At 47.4% G+C, this 26,269-nt stretch carries 23 protein-coding genes and 2 pseudogenes; 21 read left to right on the top strand and 4 right to left on the bottom strand.

Annotated elements, in window-relative coordinates; all coding sequences use genetic code 11:
- The first annotated feature begins 38 nt into the window (after positions 1-38).
- From dctP to C504_RS17355, 12 genes are all read left to right on the top strand, one after another.
- Positions 39-1,022 (top strand): TRAP transporter substrate-binding protein DctP, encoded by a 984-nt coding sequence (dctP, locus tag C504_RS0106575; RefSeq protein ID WP_018688525.1) that lies wholly within the window; start codon positions 39-41, stop codon positions 1,020-1,022.
- A 70-nt stretch (positions 1,023-1,092) separates the two neighbouring features.
- Positions 1,093-1,641, top strand: a complete 549-nt coding sequence (locus C504_RS0106570; RefSeq protein ID WP_018688524.1) for a TRAP transporter small permease — start codon at positions 1,093-1,095, stop codon at positions 1,639-1,641.
- On the top strand, positions 1,641-2,957 hold the full coding sequence (locus C504_RS0106565) for a TRAP transporter large permease (protein WP_018688523.1): 1,317 nt from the start codon (positions 1,641-1,643) through the stop codon (positions 2,955-2,957). The genes C504_RS0106570 and C504_RS0106565 overlap by 1 nt, the downstream gene beginning before the upstream one ends.
- Positions 2,954-4,222, top strand: a complete 1,269-nt coding sequence (locus C504_RS0106560; protein WP_018688522.1) for a malonyl-CoA decarboxylase — start codon at positions 2,954-2,956, stop codon at positions 4,220-4,222. The genes C504_RS0106565 and C504_RS0106560 overlap by 4 nt, the downstream gene beginning before the upstream one ends.
- An 11-nt stretch (positions 4,223-4,233) precedes the next feature.
- Complete coding sequence (locus C504_RS0106555; RefSeq protein WP_018688521.1) at positions 4,234-5,739, top strand: malonate--CoA ligase; 1,506 nt, start codon at positions 4,234-4,236, stop codon at positions 5,737-5,739.
- A 227-nt stretch (positions 5,740-5,966) separates the two neighbouring features.
- Positions 5,967-7,469, top strand: a complete 1,503-nt coding sequence (locus tag C504_RS0106550) for a CoA-acylating methylmalonate-semialdehyde dehydrogenase (RefSeq protein ID WP_018688520.1) — start codon at positions 5,967-5,969, stop codon at positions 7,467-7,469.
- A gap of 28 nt (positions 7,470-7,497) precedes the next feature.
- On the top strand, positions 7,498-8,643 hold the full coding sequence (locus tag C504_RS0106545) for an acyl-CoA dehydrogenase family protein (protein ID WP_018688519.1): 1,146 nt from the start codon (positions 7,498-7,500) through the stop codon (positions 8,641-8,643).
- Complete coding sequence (locus C504_RS0106540; RefSeq protein ID WP_018688518.1) at positions 8,644-9,675, top strand: enoyl-CoA hydratase/isomerase family protein; 1,032 nt, start codon at positions 8,644-8,646, stop codon at positions 9,673-9,675.
- 8 nt (positions 9,676-9,683) lie between these two features.
- Positions 9,684-10,571 carry a 3-hydroxyisobutyrate dehydrogenase gene (mmsB, locus tag C504_RS0106535; protein ID WP_018688517.1) on the top strand — a complete coding sequence of 296 codons (888 nt, stop codon included), beginning with the start codon at positions 9,684-9,686 and terminating at the stop codon, positions 10,569-10,571.
- Positions 10,564-11,334: an enoyl-CoA hydratase gene (locus tag C504_RS0106530; protein WP_018688516.1), complete on the top strand. Its 771-nt coding sequence runs from the start codon at positions 10,564-10,566 to the stop codon at positions 11,332-11,334. Before mmsB ends, C504_RS0106530 begins: the two co-directional genes overlap by 8 nt.
- Positions 11,335-11,343: 9 nt before the next feature.
- Positions 11,344-12,519 (top strand): thiolase family protein, encoded by a 1,176-nt coding sequence (locus tag C504_RS0106525; protein ID WP_018688515.1) that lies wholly within the window; start codon positions 11,344-11,346, stop codon positions 12,517-12,519.
- 4 nt (positions 12,520-12,523) lie between these two features.
- Complete coding sequence (locus tag C504_RS17355) at positions 12,524-13,264, top strand: NUDIX hydrolase (protein WP_018688514.1); 741 nt, start codon at positions 12,524-12,526, stop codon at positions 13,262-13,264.
- A gap of 2 nt (positions 13,265-13,266) precedes the next feature.
- Here C504_RS17355 and C504_RS19085 read toward each other — a convergent pair whose 3' ends face one another.
- The 4 genes and pseudogenes from C504_RS19085 to C504_RS17350 all read right to left on the bottom strand — a co-directional run bounded on the left by C504_RS19085 (position 13,267) and on the right by C504_RS17350 (position 16,019).
- On the bottom strand, positions 13,267-13,554 hold the full coding sequence (locus C504_RS19085) for a winged helix-turn-helix domain-containing protein (RefSeq protein ID WP_425393373.1): 288 nt from the start codon (positions 13,552-13,554) through the stop codon (positions 13,267-13,269).
- A 74-nt stretch (positions 13,555-13,628) separates the two neighbouring features.
- A pseudogene (locus C504_RS19080) lies at positions 13,629-13,731 on the bottom strand (DNA-binding response regulator); the annotation flags it as partial.
- Positions 13,705-13,920: pseudogene (locus C504_RS19075) on the bottom strand (response regulator); the annotation flags it as partial. The pseudogenes C504_RS19080 and C504_RS19075, both read right to left, overlap by 27 nt.
- Before the next feature lie 92 nt (positions 13,921-14,012).
- Positions 14,013-16,019, bottom strand: a complete 2,007-nt coding sequence (locus C504_RS17350) for a PAS-domain containing protein (RefSeq protein ID WP_018688512.1) — start codon at positions 16,017-16,019, stop codon at positions 14,013-14,015.
- A gap of 166 nt (positions 16,020-16,185) precedes the next feature.
- On the opposite strand from C504_RS17350, the gene C504_RS0106505 reads away from it, so the two are divergent.
- From C504_RS0106505 to C504_RS0106465, 9 genes are all read left to right on the top strand, one after another.
- Complete coding sequence (locus tag C504_RS0106505) at positions 16,186-16,986, top strand: ABC transporter ATP-binding protein (protein WP_018688511.1); 801 nt, start codon at positions 16,186-16,188, stop codon at positions 16,984-16,986.
- A complete protein-coding gene (locus C504_RS0106500) occupies positions 16,986-18,923 on the top strand; it encodes an AMP-binding protein (RefSeq protein ID WP_018688510.1) in 1,938 nt (645 codons plus the stop codon). The genes C504_RS0106505 and C504_RS0106500 overlap by 1 nt, the downstream gene beginning before the upstream one ends.
- A 9-nt stretch (positions 18,924-18,932) precedes the next feature.
- Positions 18,933-19,826, top strand: a complete 894-nt coding sequence (locus C504_RS0106495) for a branched-chain amino acid ABC transporter permease (protein WP_018688509.1) — start codon at positions 18,933-18,935, stop codon at positions 19,824-19,826.
- 2 nt (positions 19,827-19,828) lie between these two features.
- The gene (locus C504_RS0106490) at positions 19,829-20,899 is read left to right on the top strand and encodes a branched-chain amino acid ABC transporter permease (protein ID WP_018688508.1); all 1,071 of its coding nucleotides are present in this window, start codon (positions 19,829-19,831) and stop codon (positions 20,897-20,899) included.
- An 86-nt stretch (positions 20,900-20,985) separates the two neighbouring features.
- A complete protein-coding gene (locus C504_RS0106485) occupies positions 20,986-22,212 on the top strand; it encodes an ABC transporter substrate-binding protein (RefSeq protein ID WP_018688507.1) in 1,227 nt (408 codons plus the stop codon).
- Positions 22,213-22,274: 62 nt separating this feature from the next.
- A complete protein-coding gene (locus C504_RS0106480; protein WP_018688506.1) occupies positions 22,275-23,111 on the top strand; it encodes an ABC transporter ATP-binding protein in 837 nt (278 codons plus the stop codon).
- Between the two features lie 9 nt (positions 23,112-23,120).
- A complete protein-coding gene (locus C504_RS0106475; protein ID WP_018688505.1) occupies positions 23,121-24,386 on the top strand; it encodes a phenylacetate--CoA ligase family protein in 1,266 nt (421 codons plus the stop codon).
- A gap of 99 nt (positions 24,387-24,485) precedes the next feature.
- Positions 24,486-25,091 (top strand): TetR/AcrR family transcriptional regulator, encoded by a 606-nt coding sequence (locus C504_RS0106470; RefSeq protein ID WP_018688504.1) that lies wholly within the window; start codon positions 24,486-24,488, stop codon positions 25,089-25,091.
- A 27-nt stretch (positions 25,092-25,118) separates the two neighbouring features.
- Positions 25,119-26,267: an isovaleryl-CoA dehydrogenase gene (locus C504_RS0106465; RefSeq protein WP_483756895.1), complete on the top strand. Its 1,149-nt coding sequence runs from the start codon at positions 25,119-25,121 to the stop codon at positions 26,265-26,267.
- Positions 26,268-26,269: the final 2 nt, after the last annotated feature.

The following is a 26,269-nucleotide window of genomic DNA, read 5'->3' as shown; positions in this document are numbered from 1 at the left end:
GCGGAGTGGGAGACTTCGCCATTTGGGAGGAATATATTATGAAGAATTCACTGTTTTCTGCTGTCGCAGCAATTGCTGTTTTAGCTGCTTCGACAGTCACAGCTGCTGAGCTGCGTTTGTCTCACCAATGGTCAGATAATGATATCAGACATAAAGTAGCGCAGATTGTTGCTGATGAAGTCGCTGCTGCCGATGTCGATTTAGATATCAAAATTTTCGGATCACAATCGCTTTTCAAAGCCCGTGAACAATATCGTCCACTAAGCCGTGGTCAGCTTGATATGACTGTTTTGCCGCTCAGCTATGCTGGTGGTCAGCAGCCATCATATAATCTAACGCTCATGCCTGGCCTTGTGAAAAATCACGACCATGCTGCGCGCCTTAGCGCATCGCCGTTCATGGAAGAGCTTGAAGCCACAATGGCTGAAGATGATGTGATCGTTCTTGTTCACGGTTATCTTGCGGGCGGTTTTGTTGGAAAAGATAAGTGTATCACGAAGCCTGAAGATGTTGCTGGAACGCAAATTCGTGCGGCGGGTAAATCTTTTGAGCAAATGTTAGCCGGTGCTGGTGCTTCTATCGCTTCGATGGCCTCATCAGAACTTTATAACGCGCTTCAAACTGGCGTTTTAACAGCGGCCAATACATCATCATCATCGTTTGTTTCTTATCGCATATATGAGCAAGTAAAGTGTTATACACCTGCTGCCGATTATGCGCTTTGGTTTATGTATCAACCATTGCTGATGAACAAGACTACTTTTGACGGCCTGACACCTGAGCAACAAGCTGCATTGAAGGCTGGTTCTGAAAAAGCACAGGCTTACTATCTTGAAGAAGCTAAGAAAGAAGATGCTGCATCAACAGAGGCTTTCGAAGCTGCAGGTGTTGAAATCGCATCCATGACAGCAGAAGACTTTGCTGCATGGCAGGCGCTTGCCAAGGAAACATCCTATAAGGCTTTTGTTGAAGAATTGCCTGATGGTCAGAAGCTGCTCGATATGGCGCTTTCAGTAGAATAACGCATCTAGGCGGCAGCGCTTTATCCGCTGCCGCCTGTTTTTGCCATGAATAAATTTAAGGAAATATCATATGGTGAGCCATAGCTCAGCTGCCACCGCTAGTACGGGAGGCAACCCGTTTTTGCGTGCGGTTGCTGCAATATCCACATTCGCTGGCTGGTGTTCGGCGGCAATGATTATGTCGGCAGTTGTCATCACCTGTCAGATGATTTTTATCCGCTTTGTCTTGAACGGATCAACCGTATGGCAAACGGAAGCTGTTATTTACCTTGCTATCGGTTCGACGCTTATTGGGCTACCCTATGTGCAGCGTCTGCGCGGTCATGTGAATGTTGATCTGGTGCCATTAGCGCTTTCCAATAAAGCACGCCTAATTATGTCGATTTTCACGCTTAGTCTTTCGGCATTAATGGTCGCGGTTATTCTTTGGTACAGCTTTGAACATTGGCATTTGACGTATGAGCGAAATTGGAAGTCAGATACAATTTGGGGTGTTCGCCTTTGGATACCTTATTTGGCTTTGCCTGTTGGTTTTGGATTGTTCTTACTACAACTGATCGCCGATCTGGTTGCCGTCATTTTAAAAATAGATAAGCCTTTCGGTTTGGAGGACAAATAATGGACCCGCTTCTCCTTGGGCTGATCGTTGCCATTACAACCATCATCATTTTATTCTCAGGCGTGTCAGTCGCACTCGGCTTGTTAATGGTTTCCGCAGCATTCTTGATGGTATTTGACGGAATGCGCTCGTTGGAATTAATTCCAGAAATTCTATTCGGTAAACTCGATAATTTTGCGCTTTTGTCTATTCCGATGTTTATCATTATGGGCGCATCCATCGCTTCCACACGCGCAGGTGCTGACCTTTATGAAGCGCTTGAACGCTGGCTAACCCGCATTCCAGGTGGCTTGGTGATTTCCAATCTCGGCGCCTGTGCACTCTTTGCAGCCATGTCAGGCTCTAGCCCTGCCACATGCGCGGCAATTGGCAAAATGGGCATTCCGGAAATGCGCAAGCGCGGTTATCCAGATGGCGTGGCGGCTGGCTCAATTGCAGCAGGTGGAACACTCGGTATTTTAATCCCGCCATCCGTGACAATGATCGTTTATGGCATTGCGACTGAAACATCGATTGGACGTTTGTTCTTAGCGGGCGTTCTTCCTGGATTGTTGCTTGTCGCTTTGTTTATGGTGTGGTCGATTTATTCGACATGGCGTTCCGGCAATATTGCGGTGCTCACAGCTGGTTCATATAGCTGGAAGGAACGCTTTGAAATTCTGCCGCGCGTCATTCCATTTCTGGTAATCATCGTTGGCGTGCTTTATGCCCTTTATGGCGGCGTGGCGACACCATCTGAGACTGCCGCCGTTGGCGCTCTTTTATGTGTGATTATCGCAATGGTGATCTACAAATTGTGGAACCCGCGTGACCTCTGGGTTATCCTTCGTGATAGCACCAAAGAGAGCGTCATGATCTTGTTCATTGTCGCTGCCGCAGGCGTGTTTTCCTATATGCTTTCAAGCTTGTTTATCACACAATCGATCGCCGAGTGGATTGGCACATTGGAGGTCAACCGCTGGGTATTGATGGGTGCAGTCAATGTGTTTTTATTGATCGCCGGTTTCTTTCTGCCGCCTGTCGCGGTGATTTTAATGGCCGCACCGATTTTGTTGCCGATCATAACAACGGCAGGTTTTGACCCTATTTGGTTCGCTGTCATCTTAACGATCAATATGGAAATCGGCCTTATTTCACCGCCGGTTGGTCTTAATCTATATGTGATCAACGGCATTGCGCCGGACATATCTTTGAAAACCATCTTGCTCGGTTCACTGCCTTATGTAGCCTGCATGATTTTCGCGATTATCCTTTTGTGCATCTTCCCAGGCATTGCAACTTGGTTGCCTGATGTTGTGATGGGGGTAGCCACATGACGCTGCTTTCTGATCTTCTAGCAGGCATATTCGAGCGGCGCCCTTTGCCCTTTGCCATTCGAAGATTTGCAAGCGAGCAGGACATTGAAGATCTGTGCCGTGACCTGCTTGGCAGCCATGGTGAGATTTCAGGCTCTTCAATGGCGTGCAGAATTCTCGATCTTTATGACGATATGGACGATGCGGGTAAGCGCGAATTCTTTGAGTTCCTTGCCGATGATATGGATATCGATACTGATGGTTTGAGTACGGCTTTGGAGGCTTATCGTGAAACGAACGACAAGGCTTCTTACAATAGCTTGATGGAGAAGGCTGAGCCTTTGAGGCAAGAACTTGCGCGGCGTTTAAACCAAGTTCCAAGCGGTACAGCACGGCTGGTGGATATGCGTGCGGACTTGCTGCGATTTGTAAAAGAGGGCGCTTCTTTTGGACGCGTGGATAGCGATTTTCGCCATTTGTTTCAGTCATGGTTTAACCGTGGCTTCCTCGTCATGCGGCCAATTTCATGGCGAAGCCCAGCGCATATTCTTGAAAAAATTATCGCTTATGAGGCGGTTCATGCAATTGAAAGTTGGGATGATCTTCGCAGCAGGCTACAACCTGAAGACCGTCGCTGTTTTGGATTTTTCCATCCTGCAATGCCAGATGAGCCTCTTATTTTCGTCGAGGTCGCCTTAACCAAAGGCATCGCACAATCAATACCGACATTGCTTGATGCTAATCATGAACCCATTGAAGCGTCATCTGCTGATACAGCAGTATTTTATTCTATTTCAAATTGCCAAAAAGGGCTTGCAGGAATTTCTTTTGGCAACTCATTGATCAAACAGGTTGTCGAAGAATTATCGCGTACGCTTCCGCAATTGAAGACTTTTGTTACGCTTTCGCCAATTCCGAATTTGCGCCGTTACGCTAAAGATAATGATTGTGAAGCGCAGCTTGATGACGATGAAAAGCGCGCCCAACTGGCGGCCCATTATCTGTTAACGGCAAAGGCTAACAACGGTCATGCTAAGGACCCTGTTGCACGCTTCCATTTAAACAATGGTGCTCTTGTTCATGATATCCACGCCAATGGTGATCCGTCATTAAAGGGGCAAGAACAGTCCGGCGGTGCAATGGTCAATTATCTCTACGACTTGAAGAAAATTGCAGAAAATCACGAAGCTTATGCCACGCAACAGTCTGTCGTTGCGACGCCGCGCGCGCAGCAATTAGCACGGCAATTTACAAGCACTGCATCAATAGAAAAAGAAAACAGCTGAAGGCGCTATTCATGACCAACCCTCTTTTTGATAAGCTCTTTGGAAAACACGCTGGCAAGAGCACGCCTTTCTTATATCTTGGCGATGATACGGTGCTTTCGCACGATGCTTTTCTGAAAATGACAGCACGTTTTGCTAATGCAATCCGCAGCCTAAATCTTGAGGCTGGGGACCGGCTTGCCGTGCAAATCGACAAATCGCCCGAAGCACTGGCCGTTTATGCAGCATGTGTTCAATCTGGCATTGTCTTTTTGCCACTCAATACCGGTTATACAGCCGATGAAGTTGACTATTTTGTCGGTAATTCCGGCGCGAAATTGGTGCTCTGTTCATCGAAGAATAGACAGGGTCTGGTTGCTGTTGCCGATACTTACAACGCACGGCTTGAAACGTTGGATGGCGATGGGACCGGAAGTTTCATCGATATAGCACAAGACCAGTCTGATGATTTCGATACTGTTGAACGTAGCGGTGATGATTTAGCAGCGTTTCTTTATACGTCAGGAACAACGGGACGTTCCAAAGGCGCGATGCTGACGCAGGACAACCTTTTATCAAATGCGCTCACATTGGTTGATTACTGGCAGTTCACATCAAAAGATGTTTTGCTGCATGCGTTGCCGATCTTTCACACACACGGCCTGTTTGTCGCCTGCAATATTACGCTTGCAGCAGGTGGATCAATGATCTTTTTGCCGAAGTTTGACATTGATCAAGTTATTGAAAATCTTCCGCGTTCAACCTCAATGATGGGTGTGCCGACTTTCTATTCGCGCCTGTTAGATGATGAGCGTTTCACGAAAGATCGCGTTTCGCATATGCGCCTTTTCGTATCGGGATCAGCGCCGCTTTTGGCTGACACGCATATTCAATTTGAAAACCGCACGGGACACCGTATTCTAGAGCGCTACGGGATGACCGAAACCAATATGAATACGTCAAACCCCTATGAGGGTGAGCGCCGAGCTGGCACAGTTGGATTTCCATTACCCGGTGTTGAACTAAAAGTTTGCGATCCTGAAACGGGAATTGAAGTAACAACAGGCGATATTGGTGTGATTGAGGTGCGCGGCCCAAACATATTCAAAGGCTATTGGCAGATGCCTGAAAAAACCAAAGAAGAACTTCGCAGCGATGGTTTTTTCATTACGGGTGATCTGGGTAAAATCGATGAGTACGGCTATGTAACCATTGTCGGCCGCAACAAAGATCTCATCATTTCTGGCGGCTATAATATCTATCCTAAAGAAATTGAATTGATCTTAGACGATCAACCTGATGTTTTGGAAAGCGCTGTTGTGGGGGTTCCACATGCTGATTTTGGTGAGAGCGTTCTTGCAATTTTGGTGCCGCAAAAGGGCATGCAAATTAATATCGCTGCGATTGAAGAAAATGTGCGCAAGTCATTGGCGCGCTTCAAGCAACCAAAACGCTATGAAATTGTCGTAGAACTCCCACGCAATACGATGGGTAAGGTTCAAAAAAACATCTTAAGAGATCAGTACAAAGACAAATAGATTTAAACTTTGAGAGCGTGATTTTCTTCGCGCTCTCATGTCCATGCAATATTTCGCAACATTCGTGAAATTCTTTGGAAATACTTATTTACTAATCGATATGCACGTTTGGGAGGACGTGCGGGTATATATATCGATAACAGATCACCTAGATAGTCTGTCGAAACAAGCGGTATCCTTGCCCTCGCACATTCCCCAATCAAAGATTTTTATGGTTGGAGACTCGTATGACGAAGCAAATCGGACATTTTATTGACGGACAACATGTTGCTGGAACATCGGGCCGCACGGCAGATGTCTACAACCCTGCGACAGGTGAGGTTCAAGCTGAGGTTGCCTTGGCCAGCCAGTCTGAACTTGATAATGCAATTGCAAATGCCAAAGCAGCCCAGCCTAAATGGGCTGCGATAAATCCTCAAAAACGCGCACGCGTATTTATGAATTTCGTTCAGTTACTGCACCGAGATATGGATAAGCTCGCTGAAGCCCTTTCGCGCGAACATGGAAAAACTTTGCCTGACGCTAAGGGCGATGTAATCCGCGGCTTAGAAGTTGCTGAATTTTGCATCGGCACACCGCATATGATGAAAGGCGAGTTTTCTGAGGGCGCTGGCCCCGGCATTGATATGCATTCTATGCCGCAAGCGCTCGGCGTTGTTGCCGGAATTACGCCGTTTAACTTTCCTGCAATGATACCGATGTGGAAGTTTTGCCCTGCCATAGCGGCGGGTAATTCTTTTATTTTAAAACCGTCTGAGCGCGATCCATCCGTACCAATGATGCTGGCCGAACTCATGGTTGAAGCTGGTTTGCCAAACGGCATTCTGAACGTTGTGAACGGTGATAAAGAAGCCGTCGATGGTATTTTAGATCATCAAGATATTGAGGCAATTGGCTTCGTAGGGTCCACACCAATTGCAGAATATATTTACACGCGCGGCTGTGCGAACGGCAAACGTGTTCAATGTTTTGGCGGTGCCAAAAACCACATGATTATCATGCCGGATGCCGATCTCGATCAAGTTGCTGATGCTTTGATTGGTGCAGGCTATGGTGCAGCAGGTGAGCGCTGTATGGCGATTTCGGTTGCCGTTCCAGTTGGAAAAGAAACAGCAGACCGCTTGATGGAAAAATTGACGCCGCGCGTTGAAGCGTTGAAAATCGCTCCATATTCAGCTGGTTCAGATGCGGATTTCGGCCCGCTTGTCACCAAGGAAGCCTTGGCACGGGTTAAAGGCTACGTCGATGCTGGTGTGGAAGCTGGTGCAGACCTTGTTGTAGACGGCCGCGAGTTTTCAATGCAAGGCTATGAAAACGGCTTCTTTATGGGCGCGTGTCTCTTCGATAATGTAACCAAAGACATGTCGATCTATAAAGAGGAGGTCTTTGGCCCTGTGCTATCCGTTGTGCGCGCCAAAACCTATGAAGAGGGCTTGGATTTAGCCATGAGCCATGAATATGGCAACGGCGTTTCAATCTATACCCGTGATGGTGATGCTGCGCGTGATTTTGCATCCCGTATCAATATCGGCATGGTAGGGATCAATGTTCCTATCCCAGTTCCGCTGGCATATTATACCTTTGGTGGCTGGAAGCGTTCGGGCTTTGGTGATCTAAATCAACATGGCGCTGACGCATTCAAGTTTTATACGCGCACAAAAACAGTAACATCCCGCTGGCCTTCTGGTATCAAGGATGGGGCGGAGTTCTCAATACCAACGATGAATTGAACAGACTAACAAATGCTGGAGCTGTGGCATGAACTTTGAGTTCACTGAAGAACAACAAGCAATTTTTGACATGGCGAAAGCCTTTGGCGAAGAACATATTGCGCCTTATGCGTCTCAATGGGAGCATGAGGGCACAATTCCTCGATCACTGTTAAAACAGGTTGGCGAGTTGGGTTTAGCTGGCATTTACGTGTCTGAAGAACATGGCGGTTCTGGCTTAACGCGGCTAGATGCCGTGTTGGTTTTTGAAGCACTCTCGATGGCCTGCCCGGCCGTTGCTGCATTCATTTCCATCCACAATATGTGTGCATGGATGATCGACCAATATGGTTCGGATGAAATGAAGACAAACTGGCTGCCGCAATTGTGTAGCTTTGACAAGGTTGCATCCTATTGTCTCACTGAACCGGGATCAGGCTCGGATGCTGCAGCACTTCGAACAAAAGCTGAGCTAAAAGGTGAGCAGTATGTTTTGAACGGCACAAAGGCGTTCATTTCAGGCGGCAACTATTCAGACCTTTATGTTGTTATGTGCCGCACGGGAGAAGATGGCCCCAAAGGCATTTCTACGGTGCTTGTTGAAGCGGGGACCGAAGGTTTAAGCTTCGGAGCGTTTGAGAAAAAGATGGGCTGGAAAGCGCAGCCCACTACGCAGGTACAATTTGACGATTGTGCCATTCCAGCCGCTAATTTACTTGGCAATGAGGGCAAAGGTTTCAGCTATGCGATGTCTGGTCTTGATGGCGGACGTTTGAATATTGCAGCTGCTGCGCTTGGCGGTGCACAAACAGCGCTTGATAAATCTGTAGCCTATGCAGCTGAACGCAAAGCATTTGGCAAAACGATTGATCAATTTCAATCTTTGCAATTCCGCTTGGCTGATATGGAAATGCGCATGCAGGCGGCGCGTGCTTTATTGTTCAAAGCAGCATCGAAGCTAGACAATAAAACGCATGATGCAACCAAATTTTGCGCTATGGCAAAACGCTTTGTTACTGACATTGCTTTTGATGTTGCCAATGACGCGCTGCAAATCCATGGCGGTTACGGTTATTTGGAAGATTACGGCATTGAGAAAATCGTGCGTGATCTTCGTGTTCATAAAATCCTTGAGGGAACCAATGAGATCATGTCCATGATCACTGCACGCGCATTAATGGCAGAGAATAGATAAGTGTCCGATATTTCCATACGCAAAAAAGGGCCAGTTGGTCATATTACACTAACACGTCCAAAATCTCTCAACGCACTATCGCATGATATGGTGTTGAAAATCGAAACTGCTTTGAAAAGCTGGCTCGAAGACGACACAGTAAAATGCGTTATGATTGACGCTGAAAGCGAAACGGCTTTCTGTGCGGGCGGCGATATCGTTGACCTTTACAATCAAGGTATGAAGCAGGACTATTTCAGCGGCCAGAAATACTGGCGTGATGAATACCGTCTCAATGCCTTTATGAGCCGTTATCCAAAACCGATTATCGCATTTATGAATGGCATCGTGATGGGCGGCGGTGTTGGCATATCTGCGCATTGCTCGAACCGTGTCGTGACGGAAAAGACAAAAATTGCACTGCCAGAATGTGCAATCGGCTTGGTGCCGGATGTGGGCACAACATCGCTATTGACCCATGCGCCAGGTTATCTTGGTGAATATCTTGGTCTAACTGGTTATCACATGAATAGCGCAGATGCCATTTACTGTGGTTTTGCAGATAAATTTGCACCAAACGATACATTGGCCGAAATTAAAAGAACGCTCTGCGAGAGCGGTAATCTTGATGATATTGAAGGCCTGTTCAAAAAGCCCTCAAAATCTGAATTATCAACGATTCAAGCTGAAATCAGTAAAGTGTTCTCACGCGGGCGGATTGAAGATGTGATGAGCGATCTAAAGCTTTCTCAATCTGAGTGGGCAATAGATGCCGTTGAAAAGATTGAACGCGGTTCACCTTTATCGTGCCAAGTAACATTTGAGCTTGTGCGCCAAGCGCGTGACACGCCGGGGATTGAAGAAGCGCTTAAACGTGAGTTCTGCTTTGTCTCACGCGCCATGCAGTACGGTGATTTCCTCGAAGGAGTTAGGGCCGCTGTCATTGACAAGGACCGCAATCCACAATGGCGTCATGCTTCAATCAATGACGTCACGATAGCACAAGTTCACACGATGCTTCGAGCGCCCGAAGGCGGCGTTTTGAAGCTTTAACGGAGGAAATGATTATGCGTATTGGTTTTATTGGCCTTGGAAATATGGGCGCGCCCATGGCGACCAAACTCGCCAAGGCAGGACATGAAGTTTTTGGTCTGGATGCAGCAGGTGCAACGGCAGAAGGTGTAAAGCAGGTTCAATCCATCAATGAGGCCGTTACCGATATGGATTGCGTTATAACGATGCTGCCAAATGGGCAGATCGTTAGAAATGTTTGCAACGAAGCGCTTGAGCTCATGTCAGCATCGAGCGTGCTGATTGATTGTTCAACAATTGATATTGAAAGTGCGCGCGCTGTGCATGTCGCTTGTTCTTCTAAAAACGTATTGAGCGTCGATGCGCCCGTGTCGGGCGGTGTCGGTGGTGCGCAAGCTGGCAGTTTGACCTTCATGGCTGGTGGCAGTCAGAACGCATTTGATATGGCAAAACCACTGCTTGATATAATGGGCGGAAAAATTGTCCATTGCGGTGAGGGCGGTGCAGGGCAAGCGGCAAAAATATGTAACAATATGATCCTTGGCATCTCGATGATCGGTGTTTGTGAAGCGTTTGCTCTTGGCGAAAAACTATCGCTTGACCCTCAAAAATTATTTGATGTTGTATCGACATCTTCAGGCTCATGTTGGTCAGTCAATACTTATTGTCCAGAGCCGGGTGTCGGGCCTCAAAGCCCTGCGGATAATGATTACAAACCGGGCTTTGCTGCCGAGCTGATGCTTAAAGATTTGTTGCTGTCTCAATCAGCTGCAGAGCTTGTGAATGCGGACACGCCAATGGGCGCACGGGCAGCTGGCTTTTATCAAAAATTTGTTGATGCAAACGGCCGTGGGCGAGATTTCTCTGCAGCGCTCGAACATTTCAAATCAGCTGGACGAGGAGATTTCGATGCCTGAACTCATCAAAATTGAACAAACAGGACGTGTTGTTCTCGTCACGCTTAATCGGCCAGAAGCACTCAATGCTTTGAACAGCCAAGTGATGAATGAGCTTTCAACGGAGCTAAAACCGTATGACCGCGATCCAAATGTCGGATGCTTTGTTATAACGGGATCACCAAAAGCATTTGCCGCTGGTGCCGATATTAAAGAAATGTCTGACAAGGATTACATGGATGTATTCCATGAGGATTTCTTTGCCGGATGGGATGCTTTTGCAAAGCTGCGTACGCCTAAAATTGCCGCAGTTTCCGGCTTTGCACTTGGTGGTGGCTGCGAATTGGCGATGATGTGCGATATTATTTATTGCAGTGAAAGCGCAAAATTTGGTCAGCCTGAAATTAAACTCGGCGTCATTCCAGGTATGGGTGGGTCGCAACGTTTGACCAAGCTGGTTGGCAAGGTCAAATCCATGGATATGATTTTGACCGGCAAGATGATGAACGCTGCCGAAGCCTTGGAAGCCAATCTTGTGGCACGTATTTTCCCCGATGACACGCTTGTATCTGAGACGCTCAAAATAGCTGAAACAATCGCAGGTTTTGGTAAGGCATCTACATTGCTAGCGCGTGAGAGTGTGGAGCGTGCGCTGGAAACCTCCCTGCAAGAAGGCATTCTCTTTGAACGGCGCGTGTTCCATTCATTGTTTGCAACAGAAGATCAATCCGAAGGCATGGTAGCTTTTACTGAAAAGCGTAAAGCTGCGTTTAAAGGACGATAGGAAATCACAATGGCCGATGTTGTTATCGCGGGCGCAAAGCGCACACCAATGGGCGGATTTCAAGGTGCTCTTGGAACCGTGAGCGCGCCTGAACTTGGCGGCATTGCTATTGCTGCTGCACTGGAAGAAAGCAAACTTTCTGCCAGCCATATTGATGAGGTTTTGATGGGCATTGTTTTGCCTGCTGGCGTCGGTCAGGCACCGGCACGCCAAGCAAGCATCGCTGCAAATATTCCGCTTGATGTACCATGTACAGCGATTAGCAAAGTATGTGGTTCAGGCATGAAGGCTGTTGCCTTGGGCTGCGATCAAATCGCTGCAGGCACAGCGAAAACTATCGTGGCTGGCGGTATGGAAAGCATGACCAGAGCACCATATCTATCCTTGAACAGTCGCAATGGTGCGCGGCTCGGTCATACCCAGCTTATCGATCATATGTTTTTTGATGGGTTGGAGGATGCCTATGAAAAAGGGGCGCTGATGGGCAAGTTTGCCGAGATGTGCGCCTCCAAATATCAACTGACGCGTGAAGCACAGGATGATTATGCACTGGCATCTTTAAGCCGTGCGCAAGAGGCACAGACTTCAGGTAAATTTACGCGAGAGATCGCGAAGGTTGTTGTTAAATCTCGCAGTGGCGAAATAGAATATATTGACGACGAGCAACCACAAAAAGCACGGCCAGAAAAAATTCGTCAGTTAAAACCTGCTTTTGATAAAGACGGTACGGTTACGGCAGCAAATGCATCGTCAATTTCTGATGGGGCAGCTGCGATTGTTTTAACAAGCGCAGAAGAAGCAAAGACGCAAGGCCTTACTGCGCGCGCACGAATTATCGGCCATGCTTCCCATGCACGCGAACCGCAATGGTTTACCACGGCACCTATTGGCGCAACGGAAAACTTGCTGAAAAAAATCGGATGGTCTGTTGAGGATGTTGATCTGTGGGAGGTTAACGAAGCCTTTGCTGTTGTGCCTATGGTGTTCATGCAGCACTTTTCTATCGCGCATGAAAAGATGAATGTGAACGGTGGTGCCTGTGCACTTGGACATCCAATTGGTGCATCGGGCGCACGCATTATCGTTACACTTTTGAACGCGCTGGAAGACCGAGGTCTAAAGCGCGGTATCGCATCCATTTGCATTGGCGGCGGTGAGGGAATGTCCATCGCCATCGAACGCTAAATCAATGGATGTTAAAGCAGAAGCTGTAAGAGACATTGTAACGCCTATTGATGCGGCAACAATTGTGTTGCTGCGAGATGGTGTCGATGGGGTGGAAGTCTATATGACTGTCCGCGCAGCGACGATGGACTTTCAGCCCAACGCTTTGGTCTTTCCAGGCGGTAAGGTTTCTAGCGGTGATATGGCATTGCTACCAAATGATCCGCTTGGTAGATTCAAAACAGCCGCAATACGCGAAACATTTGAAGAGGTTGGTGTTCTGCTTGCCAAGCGCGATAGCCAGCAATTAACCGCGCAGGACGTGGCAGAGCTTTCCGTATGGCGCAAACAGCTTGTTGAGCATTCCGCTAATATTGATGAGTTCGGAATTGAAACTGGGCTTACATTTGATTTTGATGCTCTGCATTTGATCTCTCGGTGGGTAACACCAAGGGTGATGCCAAAGCGTTTTGATACCTATTTCTTTCTGGCTAGAATGCCAGAATATCAAGTTCCTGCTCCCGATAATTATGAAGCAGTTTCGGCAAGTTGGTTTAGTCCAAAGCAAGCACTGTCGATGAGTGAACGCAGCGAATGCCTGTTACTGCCACCAACTTATTGGACGCTAAAAGAATTGGCTGAGTACGGTTCAGTTGATGAAGCCATAAGAGGTCTGGTGCGGGAAACAGTTGAGCCTGTCGAACCGGTCATTACCAAAAAAGACGGAAAAACCACTATCGAAGTGCCGGGCCGAAGCGCTCATTAAAATCACGTCACCCATTCAACATTGGCGACAAACATATAGCCGCCGCCATAAACGGTTTTAATAAATTTGGGTGCTTGCGTGCTTTCGCATAGCTTTGTTCGCAAACGCGAAATACGCACATCTATAGAGCGGTCAAAATTCTGGTCTGGATCAAGTTTTAGATTATCTAAAATCTGGGCACGCGAGAAAAGACGGTTCGTTCCCTCAAGAAACATTTTCATAATGTCCATTTCGGCCATGCTCAATTGTGTACTGGTCCCATCTTGATGAGCCAATGTGTAATTGACCATATCGAGGGTCCAATTATCGAATTTGGCTTTGGATGGTTGGCGGGCCTTATCATTCGTATGGCGGGTTTTGCTGACCCGCCGCATAACAGTTCTCACACGGGCGACCAATTCAGCTGTCTCAAATGGCTTGGAAATATAATCATCGGCGCCCATTTCCAGACCCACGATTTTATCCGTTAAAGCACGCCTTCCGGATATGATGATGCTCGCAATATTGCCACTCTCATTCAGTTTCTTGATTACATCAAGGCCGTTCTGATCTGGCAGGCCAAGATCGACCAAGCATAAATCCGGTTTCATATCATTGATATTGGCATAAAATTGCGCGGCACTTGAAAAGATTTTGCAGTCGAAACCATAGTCCATCAAAGCGATTTGTATGTTCGCTGCAATATCTGGATCGTCCTCTATGATTGCAATCTTGCCTTCGGCTGGATTTGTCATTCGTGAACCATCAACTAACTCGTGAGAACGTTTATAAGGGTTTGTTTGAATACATCTTTATCAAATGGCTTGCGCAGTATTGTGTGGTTTTCGCGTGCGGATTGCAGCAATTTATGTTGGCGCGGCAAACCACTTATTAGTAAGACTGCCAGCTCTGGGTGATACTGCCTCCATTGAGCGGCTAAGTCGACACCTGTTAATGTGCCCGGCATAATAATATCGCTAATAACGCCGGTAATTTCCGCAACTTGTTTAACAAGCGTCAGCGCTTCTTCTGCCCCGTCTGCCTCCAGACAGGGCAATCCCAAATCACCAAGATAATTACGAATGAGTGTGCGCATTTCTGGATCATCATCAACAATCAGAATGAGGTGTCCTTCGGTTTCAAAATGGGGCTGGTCAAGCGCAGTATTGGATTGCTCCGCGCGCTCTATGGGAATGTATAAGTCAACTTGCCCACCGCCATTTGTGCCATTTTTTAGCTGAAGCCATCCGCCTGATTGTTCAAGAAATCCATGAACCATTGAAAGCCCTAAACCTGTGCCTTTGCCCTGAGGTTTGGTTGTGAAAAACGGTTCGGTTCCTTTTAAAATAGCATCTTGAGAAAAGCCCTGTCCTGTATCGCTGACAGAGATCAAAATACCAGCTTGCTGATTTGCAGAACTCTCTAATCTAGCTGTGACAGTGATAACGCCTTCGCCGTCGTGCGTTTCAATTGCATCGCGCGCATTAAACAGCAAATTGAGGAGGGCATCTTGGAAGGCACCCTCATCTAACTGCAAGACTATATCTTCGGTCTCAATGTCGAGCTGTATGGAAATCGAATTAGACAAAGAAGAGGCAAATAGACGGATAAGATCACGAAGCAGTCTCGAAATGTTCGTGGCTTTTGAATCCAGTTTTTGACTAAACACATAGGACATCAAATTATCGATGATACGCGTTCCGCGCCGTGCCGCCTGTTCAGTCGAACGCAAAAGCTCTCTATGTGGTTCGTCGACATGTTTGCCAAGGCGTTCAAGATTACCCAAAATAACAGTGAGAATATTCGAAAAATCATGGGCCATACCGCTTGTCAGCTGATTGGTTGTTTCCAGTCGTTTGGCGCGTAATTGAATTTCAGTAGCCGCCATTTCAGCGGAAACATTAAGCGATTGAACGAACGCACCTTGTGCCACGCCAGACTTTCCAAAATCCGGTGAGAACGTCGTGCGCACAGATTGTATCTCGCCTTTTACGTTCTCAACCTCATAACTAAAAGTCACAGTTTTGCCAGCAAAGGCGGCTTTCAACTGCGGTATGATTAAATTGGCAATTCGCTTTGGAAATACCCCAGATATTGTTTTGCCAACAAGGTCATGACGATCAATGCCCATGACGCTAGAGAAGCGATTGTTGGAAAATTGATAGGTGAAGGTCGTATCAATATAAGCAATATGCGCTGGTACAGCGCGCGTTATGGCCCGTATACGATTCTCTGAAATTTCAAGCTCAGATTTTGCCTTCAACAATGCACGGTTTGTTGCTTCTAATGTACGGTTTGTCTCGGATAATTGTCCTGTACGGCGAAGCAATTTATCGGAGAGTTCGTCGCTTCGCGCCCGCAGCACCTGTTCATTGCGCCAAGCCTCCGTAATGTCGGAATAGATTGTAACCCAGCCACCATCTTCAAGCGGGTGTCCTTCAACAGAAATTCTGCGATTATTGGGACGCGAACGTTCGAAGTAGTGCGCTTCAAATCGGCTTGCGCGCTCCACACGGTCATGCGCTAATTCGGTAGGATCGCCGGGACCGAATTCACCTCTACGTGCTAAAAATAAAGTCAAATCCAAGAACGAAAGTCCAGGGAAAATCAACTCTTCTGGAAGGTCAAACATTTCCAGAAACCGTTGATTATAAACCAACAATTTCATGTCACTGTCAAAAATAGAAAGCGCTTGCTGAATGAGTTGTATGCCTTGTTGAACGACAAGGTTTTCAGCCGCCAAATCCCGTGCTTTTTTTGAATCCTCAGCGCGCACGTGTTTGAAACTCCTTTGAGATGCCATTCATAAGATGCCACACTTACATGGAAAATACCTCGTTTGTAGAGCAGTTTTTTAAACTGCAACATTTCGCAATATTCCTGAAATTCTTGTGCAATGTTACTTGAGTATTACAGATGAAAGTTTGGGAGGACTTGGTCATATGCTCTTGCAGGTTGACGATATCAGTTTGTCATTTGGCGGTATTAAAGCACTTCAGAATGTTTGTTTTTCTGTCAAAGAAGCTGAACTATTTTCCATAATTGGCCCCAATGGGGCAGGTAAAACGTCTATGCTAAATTGCATATCAGGACGTTATTCGCCCGATAAAGGGTCTATCAAATTTGCTGGTGAAGAACTGCTTGGTCGCAAGACAAGTGAGCGACCAGAAATAGGCATTGGGCGCACATTTCAAAACCTTGCGCTTTTCGATCATATGACCGTGCTCGACAATATTATGGTTGGTCGTCACCACCTTTTGAAAAACAATTTTCTAACCGGTATGGCCTATTGGTTTGGCGCTCAAAAGGAAGAGCTAGAGCATCGCCGCCATGTAGAAGACATTATCGACTTCCTTGAAATTCAGCACATTCGCAATGCACAGGCTGGCACCTTGTCATACGGCTTGCGTAAGCGTGTTGAGCTGGCGCGAGCAATCGCTCTGGGCCCAAAACTTGTTCTTCTTGATGAGCCAATGGCTGGCATGAATATGGAAGAAAAAGAGGACATGGCCCGTTTCGTTGTCGATCTCAATCAGGAGCTCGGCATGACTGTTATCATGATTGAGCATGACATGGGTGTTGTTATGGATATCTCTGACCGTGTGATGGTTTTAGATTTTGGTTCGAAAGTTTGTGACGGTTTGCCTGAAGAAGTCATGGCGAATGATCATGTTCAAAAGGCCTATCTCGGTGCTGACTTTGACGATGAGCCTGAAACCGCTTCGCAAAAAGAGGTGGCATAATGAGCAAAATTTCCACCAAAGGGGATGGCCTCAACACGTTGCCGAAATTGCTTGCTAATAATGCAAAGAATTTTCCAAGCGAGACAGCTTTAAGAGAAAAGACTTTCGGTATTTGGGTCTCTCAAACATGGGCAGACTACAACAATAATGTGCGCCGCATTGCGCTGGGGCTTACCAAGCTTGGCATTAAAAAAGGCGATGTTGTTGGTATTATTGGCGACAACCGCCCTGACTGGGTTGCGGGTGAAGTTGCTGCGCAAGCATGCGGTGCTTGCACGCTTGGCCTTTACCGTGACCTGATGGAGCAGGAGCTTGCTTATCTGATTAATTATGCAGGTACACGCTTTGTGTTCGCTGAAGATGAAGAGCAGGTCGACAAGTTTTTGAACCTTGCGGATGAATGTCCGACGATTGAAAAAATCATCTTTGAAGACCCGCGCGGTATGCGCAAATATGAAGACCCGCGTTTGCTGCAATTAGAAGATTTGCGCCAGATGGGCGATGCGCTTCATGCCAAAGATCAATCACTCTATGATACGCTCGTCGCAAACTCGAACGGTGATGATGTCGCCATTCTTTGCGCCACATCGGGCACGACATCCAACCCGAAGCTTGCGATGTTGTCAGCGCGCAGTGTTATTGATCACTGTCATGATTATCTAACCGTCGACCCGAAAACTCACATGGACGAATATGTGTCCACGTTGCCTATGCCTTGGATCATGGAGCAAATTTATGCGGTGGGCATGTCGCTTATTTCGCGCATGACGGTCAACTTTGTTGAGTCTCCAGAAACATCAATGTCGGACATGCGTGAGATCGGCCCAACCTTCGTGCTTTTCGCGCCAAGGGTCTGGGAAGATATCGTTGCTACCGTGCGCGCGCGGATGATGGATTCATCATGGATCAATCGTGTGCTGTATGATTATTTTTCCAAACGCGGCATCAATGCGTTTGAGGCAGGCAGAACGTCTGCCAGCGCAAGACTATGTTTATTCAATGCGCTAAAAGACCGTCTTGGCCTCAGCCGTGTGACATCGGCTGCGACGGGCGGCGCAGCACTTGGGCCTGATACATTCAAGTTCTTCCTCGCAATGGGCGTTCCTCTGCGCCAGCTTTACGGCCAGACGGAACTCTTGGGCGCTTATACAATTCATAAGCAAGGCGATGTTGATTTTGACACGGTAGGCGTGCCGTTTACCGACGAAGTCAAAGTTGAAATCAAAGACCCAGATGCTGAAGGCATCGGTGAGATAATTACCCGTCACAACAATATGTTCCTTGGATATTACAATAATGAAGAAGCATCCAAGAAGGACATTGTCGACGGCTGGATGCTCACGGGTGATGCAGGTTACTTCAATGAAAACGGCCACCTCGTCGTGATTGACCGCATCGTGGATCTTGCCGAAATGAAAAGCGGTTTGAGGTTCTCGCCGCAATTCATCGAGAACAAATTGAAATTCTGTCCTTATATCGGCGAAGCTGTAATCTTAGGGGCAGGGCGCGATCATTTGGCGGCAATCGTCTGCATTCGCTATTCGATCTTGGCTAAATGGGCCGAGAAACGACGTATTTCCTTTACCACATACACTGACTTATCGTCTCGACCTGAAGTGTATGAATTGATTGAAAAGGAAATCACCGAAATCAACAAAACGCTTCCCGAAGCGCAGCAGATCAAGAAATTTGTTCTGCTTTATAAAGAACTTGATGCCGATGACGGTGAGCTTACGCGAACCCGCAAAGTGCGACGCTCTGTCGTTGCTGAAAAATACGCTGACATTATCGATACGATTTATTCGGACAAAGGATATGTCGATATCGACACGATGATCACCTTCCAAGATGGCTCCCAGCAGCGCATCCAGACCGTTATAGCCGTTCGCGACTTGCCTGGTCAGGATGTGCCTGTTCTGCCTGTAGCCGCGGAATAGGAGAATAACATGAACTGGTTTCTTCTCACACAATTACTGGCAAATGGATTGATCGTTGGCATGCTCTATGGCGTTGTCGCCATGTGTTTTGTATTGATCTACAAATCCACGCAGGTTGTAAACTTTGCACAGGGCGAATTTTTGGTTCTGGGTGCATGGGTTTGTCTAGCGATGGTCGTTAAAGCTGGACTGCCATTCTATGTCGCTTTTCCGTTTACGCTGGTTTTTATGACCATCTTCGGCATCCTTATACAGACGGTAATTTTGAGGCCATTGATCGGCGAACCGATCATTTCGATCATCATGGTGACAATCGCTCTGTCGATTATCATGCAGTCGGTTTTGAATTGGACTTTCGGAAATTCAAGCGCCAGCTTCCCGCAGATATTCCCCGTTGAAAACGTATCTCTGTTCGGGCTGCAAGTCGAAACAGCTTACATCATGAGCTTGGTTCTCTCCTTCTTCGTGATGGCGCTATTCTACGCTTTTTTCCAATACTCAAAATACGGCCTTGCGATGCGCGCGACCGCCTATGATCAACAAGCGGCCCAAAGTCTTGGCGTTTCTGTTGGGCAGGTGTTTGCCATGAGCTGGGCAATCTCAGCGGTTGTCTCTGGCATTGCTGGCATCATTATTGGCATCGTCAGCGGCGTGTCTTCATCGCTTGCCGTGATTGGTATCAAAGTGTTTCCAGCCGTTATTGTCGGCGGGCTGGATTCCATTGTTGGCGCTATCGTTGGCGGCGTCATTATCGGCTTGTTGGAAAACTTTGCCGAGTTTGTAGATGGCCAATATCTGCAGTGGGGCAATCTCTACACTATCGCGCCGTTCTACGTCCTAATCATCATTTTGGTCATCAAGCCTTACGGCCTGTTTGGCACCCGCGACATTGAGAGGATCTGATCATGGGATCGACAGCACTTCGCCCATGCGGTGACTTCCGAACAACATATAAAACAGACCAATATTTATTTCAGACTAAGGTGATCGGCTGGACTGCCGCTGTCGCGCTTGTTGTGATGATTTTGGCTCCTGTTTTGATGAGCAGCTACGTTGTTAACTTGCTTATTCTTGTCGGTATCTCTGGTATTTCTGCACTGGGCCTTAATGTCCTTGTCGGCATGACCGGACAGATTAGTTTGGGCCATGCGGCGTTCTATGGCTTTGGCGCATTCTCATCGGCCTATTTGGCCAATAATTATGGTGTTCCTGTCCTGATTGCTATCCCACTTGCGGGTGTCATGACGGCAATCGTGGGTATGGTTTTTGGCCTACCGGCAGCGCGTATTAAAGGGCTGTATCTCGCCATTGCAACGCTGGCATCACAGTTTATTCTGGTCGATTTCTTTTCTCGCGCCACTTGGTTCACCAATGGTTATGGTGTCGATGCATCAAAGCCGGATTTCTTCGGTATTCCGCTCGATACGGATGAGAAATATTTCTATGTTGTGCTGGCTTGGGCGGTCATTTCGATGATTACGGTTGCCAACCTAAAACGCTCGCGTGATGGCCGCGCGCTTGTTGCGGTACGCGATCATTATCTTTCTGCTGAAATCATGGGCATCAACCTTACAAAATATCGTATTTTGGCCTTTGGTATCTCGTCGTTTTTTGCAGGCGTGGCTGGCGCACTTTATGCGCATTACATCGAATTTGTGTCGGTTGAAACTTTCTCAATTGCTCTTTCTATCAACTTCTTGGCGATGATTATCATCGGTGGGCTTGGCTCGGTGCCAGGCGCATTCCTTGGTGCGATGTTTATCGAACTCTTGCCGCAACTTGTTCAAATCATTAGCGGTTTTCTGATCTCGGTTGGACCATCAGTCTTTGGGATAATTGAAAACGGCAAATCATATGTCGAGCAGATCACGGTCGGTACCGTCATTATTTTATTCTTGATTTTCGAACCGGAGGGGATCGCGCATCGCATTGGTCAAATCCGCAAATCGATAAAGCTATATCCGTTCTCTTATTAAAACGGATTTCACCGGCGGCTGCTTGGGAGAGTCGTTGCCACCTAAATGCATAATGGGAGGATATCTTGAAAAAGTTTTCATTTATAATGGCTGGTCTTGCATCAGTTACAATGTTGGGCGGTGTTGTTGCCTATGCGCAAAGCGAGCCAGACAGTATCTTTGTCGGCAATTTGGTTGACTATACTGGACCAACGGCTTTCGTTAGCAAGTTTTACGGCCCAGGCATCAAGGATGCAGTTGAGTACATCAATCGAAATGGCGGTATTGATGGTACGACGATTGAGCTAGAACAAATCGACTATGCTTATAAAGTGCCGCAAGCGATTGCGACATACAAACGCTGGACATCCAATGGCAAGATGGTCGGATTACAAGGTTGGGGTACAGGCGATACCGAAGCCCTTATCTCTTTTGTTGCGAAAGACAAAATCCCAACTTGGTCCGCTTCTTATTCAGGGCACCTGACCGATCCGACGGGCATCAACCCAAAAACAACAAAGCCTGCGCCGTATAACTTTTTCTACGGCCCAAGCTATTCAGATGCATGCCGTGCAATGGTTCAGTGGGCAAAGACTGATGCTGAGGAAAAGGGCCTTGGAAACCCTAAATTTGTGCATCTAGGTGATAACCACCCTTATCCAAATGCACCCAAAGAAGCATGTGCAGAATATGCTACGGAGCTTGGACTTGAAGTGCTTAACCCAATCGTGGTGCCTATGGCCCCCGGTGACTTTAAAGCGCAGTGCCTAACCATCAAAGACTCTGGTGCAAACTATGCTTTCGTGGCGAACCTCGGCGGCTCTGTTGTCTCGCTTTTGAAGTCTTGTAAGACCGTTGGTGCGGATGTCACTTACATGGCCAATATTTGGGGCGGTGACTATTTGACCGTCGAAGCATCTGGTGCTGTAGATTATATTTTCCCAACAGCATCTCCATTCTGGGAAGCGGATGCACCGGGTATGGATTTGGTCAGAAAGATGTATGAGGAAGGTACTTCCGATAAATCTCAAAAACCAACACACCATTACATTCGCGGCGTTTGTAGTGCCTTTTATATGAAAGAGGCAATGGAGTGGGCGAAAGCCAATGGTGGTTTAACGGGCGAAAATATTCGCAACGGCATGTACGCAAAAACGGACTGGGTTCCAGTTGGTTTGGAAGGCGTATGTGAGCCATCAACATGGACTGAAAAAGACCATCGCGGCACAACAACTGTATCTGTGAACAAAGGTTCTTTGATCGACGGCAAGGTGCAAATCGAGAAAATTTCTACGGTTGAGCTTCCACGTCGTGATGACTGGATTGGTTACTAAAATATCGATCTGCGGCCGGATCATCCGGCCGCAATACCTTCTTACAACCCGGAGCAAGCGAAATGCTACAGGTCGCCACTGAGCCCAAGAAAGCAGTAGCCATGGAAAATGATATCTTATTGGCAGTCGACAACATTGAGGTTGTCTATAATGAATATGTGCTCGTGCTTCGTGGTTTGAGCTTAGAAGTTCAGCGCGGTTCAATTACCGCCTTGCTCGGCGCTAACGGCGCTGGAAAGTCCACCACACTAAAAGCAATCAGCGGTTTGTTAAAGTCTGAAGATGGTAAAATTACGCGCGGCGATATCAAGTTTGATGGCCAGATAATCAGCAATCAAGAGCCAGATACAACAGTGCGCGCTGGTGTTTCGCAGGTTATGGAAGGCCGCCGTATCATTCAGGATATGACCGCGCTAGAAAATCTTAAATTGGGCGCTTTCACACGCAAAGATCGCGCCAATATTGCTGACGATATTGATCTTGTTTATTCTTATTTTCCACGCTTGAAAGAGCGCACTGGATTGGCCGGATATCTATCTGGCGGCGAGCAGCAAATGCTAGCCATTGGCCGCGCTATGATGGCCCGCCCGAAACTTATTTTAATGGACGAGCCATCGATGGGCTTGTCGCCGCTTCTGGTCAAAGAAGTCTTTGGCATCATTAAGAAACTTAATCGTGATTTCGGCGTAACAATTTTGCTCGTTGAACAAAATGCGGCAATGGCACTCAGCTGCGCATCCCATGGATATATCATGGAGAACGGCAAGGTTGTGCTTGATGGCACGGCGGCTGAATTGCGCGAGAACGAAGATATCAAAGAATTCTATCTCGGCGGTAGCGGCGAACGCAAAAGCTTCAAAAACATAAAATCATTCAAGCGTCGCAAGCGGTGGCTTTAAGGAAAAATCATGGAACCGTTCAGAAAAGTGCTGCCCATGGATGTGGATGATCCGCGCGAGTATCAAACGCAAGAAGAAAGACGCGCTTCTCAATTCAGTGCACTTACGTCAAAATTATCGACATTGGCTGATAATAAATATTACGCCCGTGCTTATAGCGGCAAGAAGCCAGTTGCTGCGTGGGACGACTTGCAAAATCTTCCTATTTTAAGAAAAGAAGATTTGATTGCGATCCAGCGCAATGAGGCGCCATTTGGCGGCATCGTTGCTGATGGCACAATTGCTGATTATTTATTTGTTTCGCCTGGTCCCATTCATGAGCCGGGCTTTATGAAGCCTGAATTTTGGCGTGCGTCCCGTGCAATGATAGCTGCTGGCTTTGAGGCCGGTGATATTGTTCACAATACTTTTTCTTATCATTTGACGCCCGGTGCATGGATTTTTGATTCGGGCGCTCGCTCAATTGGTTGTTCCGTCATTCCAGCTGGCAATGCACAGTTAGAGCAACAAATTACTGCAATTTTCCAATATGGCGCTGTCGCTTACGCAGGTACGCCAGACTTTCTGAAAACATTACTGGAAGCCTGCCAAGCTGCAGATCGTGGTCCAGTTCCAATTAAAAAAGCGATTGTGAGCGGCGGTGCTTTAACGCCGGGTTTGCGCGAGTTTTTTGAAAAGTCGAATGTAAATGTGCGCCAGTGCTATGCGACGGCTGAGCTTGGTTTGATTGGTTATGAAGTCGATACAAGCGGTCAGCTGATTGTCGATGAAGATGTGATCGTTGAAATCGTTGATCCTGAAACAGGTGCAGCAATGCCATTTGGCGCTGTGGGCGAGGTTGTTGTCACGACATTGCGCGAAGATTATCCGCTCATCCGCTTTGGTACGGGCGATCTTTCTTCGTTTATTCAACCTGAAGACCGAAGCGCTGCCATTGGTGAGCGAACAGGGCCGGTGCTTGCTGGATGGCTTGGACGCGCGGACCAGACATCGAAAGTCAGAGGCATGTTTGTTCGCCCGACACAATTGAATCATTTGTGCCAATCAATTGATGGGCTTCAACGTGTGAGGCTGGTGATTGATCGCGACAATGAGAAAGACGACATCATGTTGTTTTGTGAAATGGAAAACCAGCTCACAGCGACCGGTGAGGCGGCTGCGATTGAAAAGATTTCAAACCTGTTTCGTGAAATTTGCCATGTCAAAACAAAAGTGACTTTGGTTGATCGCGGTACAATGATTGATGACGGCAAAGTCATCGTGGATATGCGCTAGCTCAAAAAATATATGATGTCAGGTCCACTGTGTGATTGCTTGACAATCATATAGCGTTAGATTAATTTAACGAACGTTCATTTAATTGTGGATTTTACAATGGCGCGTAAAGTCGGTTCAGTTGGAAGTATCACTGCAGAAGCAATACTCACACAAGCGTGCAAATTGTTCGCACGTTTTGGGTATGCGGCAGTTTCAATGCGCCAGATAGCTGCGGCTGTTGGTGTGCAAGCAAGTGCGATTTATCAGCATTATCCCAACAAGCAGGAAATTCTGGTCGCCCTATTAAATAACCATATGGATTCGTTGCTGGAAGCTTGGAATAATGAAGTGCGCGACGAAGATGCTGCGGCAGCGCTTGAACGTTTTGTTCGCTTCCACATCCGCTATCATATCAGCAGGCCCGACGAAGTTTTCCTATCTTATATGGAACTGCGCTCTCTGGAAGATCAGGGATTTCGAATTATCGAACGTAAGCGCCACACTTACGAGAATATAGCCAAAACAATTTTAAGGCATGGAGCCGATGAGGGCACGTTCAGTGCTTCTGATCCCCATGTGGCCGCGATGGCAATTCTAGCGATGCTGACAGGTGTCAATACTTGGTATCGCTCGGGCGGACGCCTGTCTCAGCAGAAAATTGAAGATTTATACGTTGGCATGGTTATGGGGTCGGTTGGATTAACCGCCGTTACAAAAGCATAATGGGAGAGAATAATGTTTAACCAAACAATGGATTTTGGCCTTGGTGAAGAAATCGATGCATTGCGCGATATGGTACGGCGCTTTGCACAGGATGAGATCGCACCGCGTGCAGCAGAAATAGATGCTTCGAATAATTTCCCAGCAGATTTGTGGGAAAAGATGGGTGCTCTCGGCTTGCACGGTATTACTGTGCCAGAAGAACTTGGCGGCTCGGATATGGGCTATCTTGCCCACGCGGTTGCTATCGAAGAGATAAGTCGTGCGTCGGCGTCTGTTGGCCTTAGCTATGGTGCGCACTCCAATCTTTGCATCAATCAGATCAACCGTTGGGGCACGCCTGAACAAAAGGCTAAATATCTTCCTAAACTGATTTCAGGCGAACATGTTGGCTCATTAGCGATGTCTGAGCCAGGTGCTGGTTCCGATGTTGTGTCCATGAAATTGCGCGCTGAAAAGCGCAATGACAAGTTCGTGCTCAATGGCAACAAAATGTGGATCACCAATGGCCCCGATGCCTCAACGCTGGTCGTTTATGCCAAAACCGATCCTGCTGCTGGTCCTAAAGGAATAACGGCTTTCTTGGTTGAAAGAGACATGGCTGGATTTTCTACGGCACAAAAACTCGACAAGCTTGGTATGCGCGGCTCAAACACATGCGAGCTTGTGTTCAAAGATTGTGAAGTGCCATTTGAGAACATTCTTGGCGAAGAAGGAAAAGGCGTCAATGTTTTGATGTCAGGCCTTGATTATGAGCGTGTTGTTCTAGCCGCTGGTCCAATCGGCATTATGGCCGCCGCAATGGATATTGTTGTGCCCTATGTTCACGAGCGTGAGCAGTTCGGCAAACCAATTGGCACATTCCAGCTAATGCAAGGTAAGCTCGCGGATATGTACACCACGATGAATGCTTGCCGTGCTTATGTTTATGCTGTTGCACAAGGCTGCGACCGCGGCGAGACAAGCCGAAAAGATTCTGCGGGATGTATTCTCTATGCCGCTGAAAAAGCAACGCAAGTTGCTCTTGAGGCTATCCAATGTTTGGGCGGTAATGGCTATACGAGCGAATATGCGACAGGCCGTTTGCTGCGTGATGCAAAGCTCTATGAAATCGGTGCTGGCACCAGTGAAATCCGCCGTATGTTGATCGGCCGCGAACTCTTCACAGAAACGGCATAATC

The sequence above is a fragment of the Ahrensia kielensis DSM 5890 genome, from assembly GCF_000374465.1.
Taxonomy (GTDB): domain Bacteria; phylum Pseudomonadota; class Alphaproteobacteria; order Rhizobiales; family Rhizobiaceae; genus Ahrensia; species Ahrensia kielensis.
Note: the sequence above shows the minus strand (reverse complement) of the source record. Positions and strands in the feature narration are given on the sequence as shown.

Coding starts and splice junctions, on each gene's coding strand:
- dctP (WP_018688525.1), top strand. CDS start 39: ATGAAGAATTCACTGTTTTCTGCTGTCGCAGCAATTGCTGTTTTAGCT.
- C504_RS0106570 (WP_018688524.1), top strand. CDS start 1,093: ATGGTGAGCCATAGCTCAGCTGCCACCGCTAGTACGGGAGGCAACCCG.
- C504_RS0106565 (WP_018688523.1), top strand. CDS start 1,641: ATGGACCCGCTTCTCCTTGGGCTGATCGTTGCCATTACAACCATCATC.
- C504_RS0106560 (WP_018688522.1), top strand. CDS start 2,954: ATGACGCTGCTTTCTGATCTTCTAGCAGGCATATTCGAGCGGCGCCCT.
- C504_RS0106555 (WP_018688521.1), top strand. CDS start 4,234: ATGACCAACCCTCTTTTTGATAAGCTCTTTGGAAAACACGCTGGCAAG.
- C504_RS0106550 (WP_018688520.1), top strand. CDS start 5,967: ATGACGAAGCAAATCGGACATTTTATTGACGGACAACATGTTGCTGGA.
- C504_RS0106545 (WP_018688519.1), top strand. CDS start 7,498: ATGAACTTTGAGTTCACTGAAGAACAACAAGCAATTTTTGACATGGCG.
- mmsB (WP_018688517.1), top strand. CDS start 9,684: ATGATTATGCGTATTGGTTTTATTGGCCTTGGAAATATGGGCGCGCCC.
- C504_RS0106530 (WP_018688516.1), top strand. CDS start 10,564: ATGCCTGAACTCATCAAAATTGAACAAACAGGACGTGTTGTTCTCGTC.
- C504_RS0106525 (WP_018688515.1), top strand. CDS start 11,344: ATGGCCGATGTTGTTATCGCGGGCGCAAAGCGCACACCAATGGGCGGA.
- C504_RS17355 (WP_018688514.1), top strand. CDS start 12,524: ATGGATGTTAAAGCAGAAGCTGTAAGAGACATTGTAACGCCTATTGAT.
- C504_RS19085 (WP_425393373.1), bottom strand. CDS start 13,554: ATGGTCAATTACACATTGGCTCATCAAGATGGGACCAGTACACAATTG.
- C504_RS0106505 (WP_018688511.1), top strand. CDS start 16,186: ATGCTCTTGCAGGTTGACGATATCAGTTTGTCATTTGGCGGTATTAAA.
- C504_RS0106500 (WP_018688510.1), top strand. CDS start 16,986: ATGAGCAAAATTTCCACCAAAGGGGATGGCCTCAACACGTTGCCGAAA.
- C504_RS0106495 (WP_018688509.1), top strand. CDS start 18,933: ATGAACTGGTTTCTTCTCACACAATTACTGGCAAATGGATTGATCGTT.
- C504_RS0106490 (WP_018688508.1), top strand. CDS start 19,829: ATGGGATCGACAGCACTTCGCCCATGCGGTGACTTCCGAACAACATAT.
- C504_RS0106485 (WP_018688507.1), top strand. CDS start 20,986: ATGGCTGGTCTTGCATCAGTTACAATGTTGGGCGGTGTTGTTGCCTAT.
- C504_RS0106480 (WP_018688506.1), top strand. CDS start 22,275: ATGCTACAGGTCGCCACTGAGCCCAAGAAAGCAGTAGCCATGGAAAAT.
- C504_RS0106475 (WP_018688505.1), top strand. CDS start 23,121: ATGGAACCGTTCAGAAAAGTGCTGCCCATGGATGTGGATGATCCGCGC.
- C504_RS0106470 (WP_018688504.1), top strand. CDS start 24,486: ATGGCGCGTAAAGTCGGTTCAGTTGGAAGTATCACTGCAGAAGCAATA.
- C504_RS0106465 (WP_483756895.1), top strand. CDS start 25,119: ATGGATTTTGGCCTTGGTGAAGAAATCGATGCATTGCGCGATATGGTA.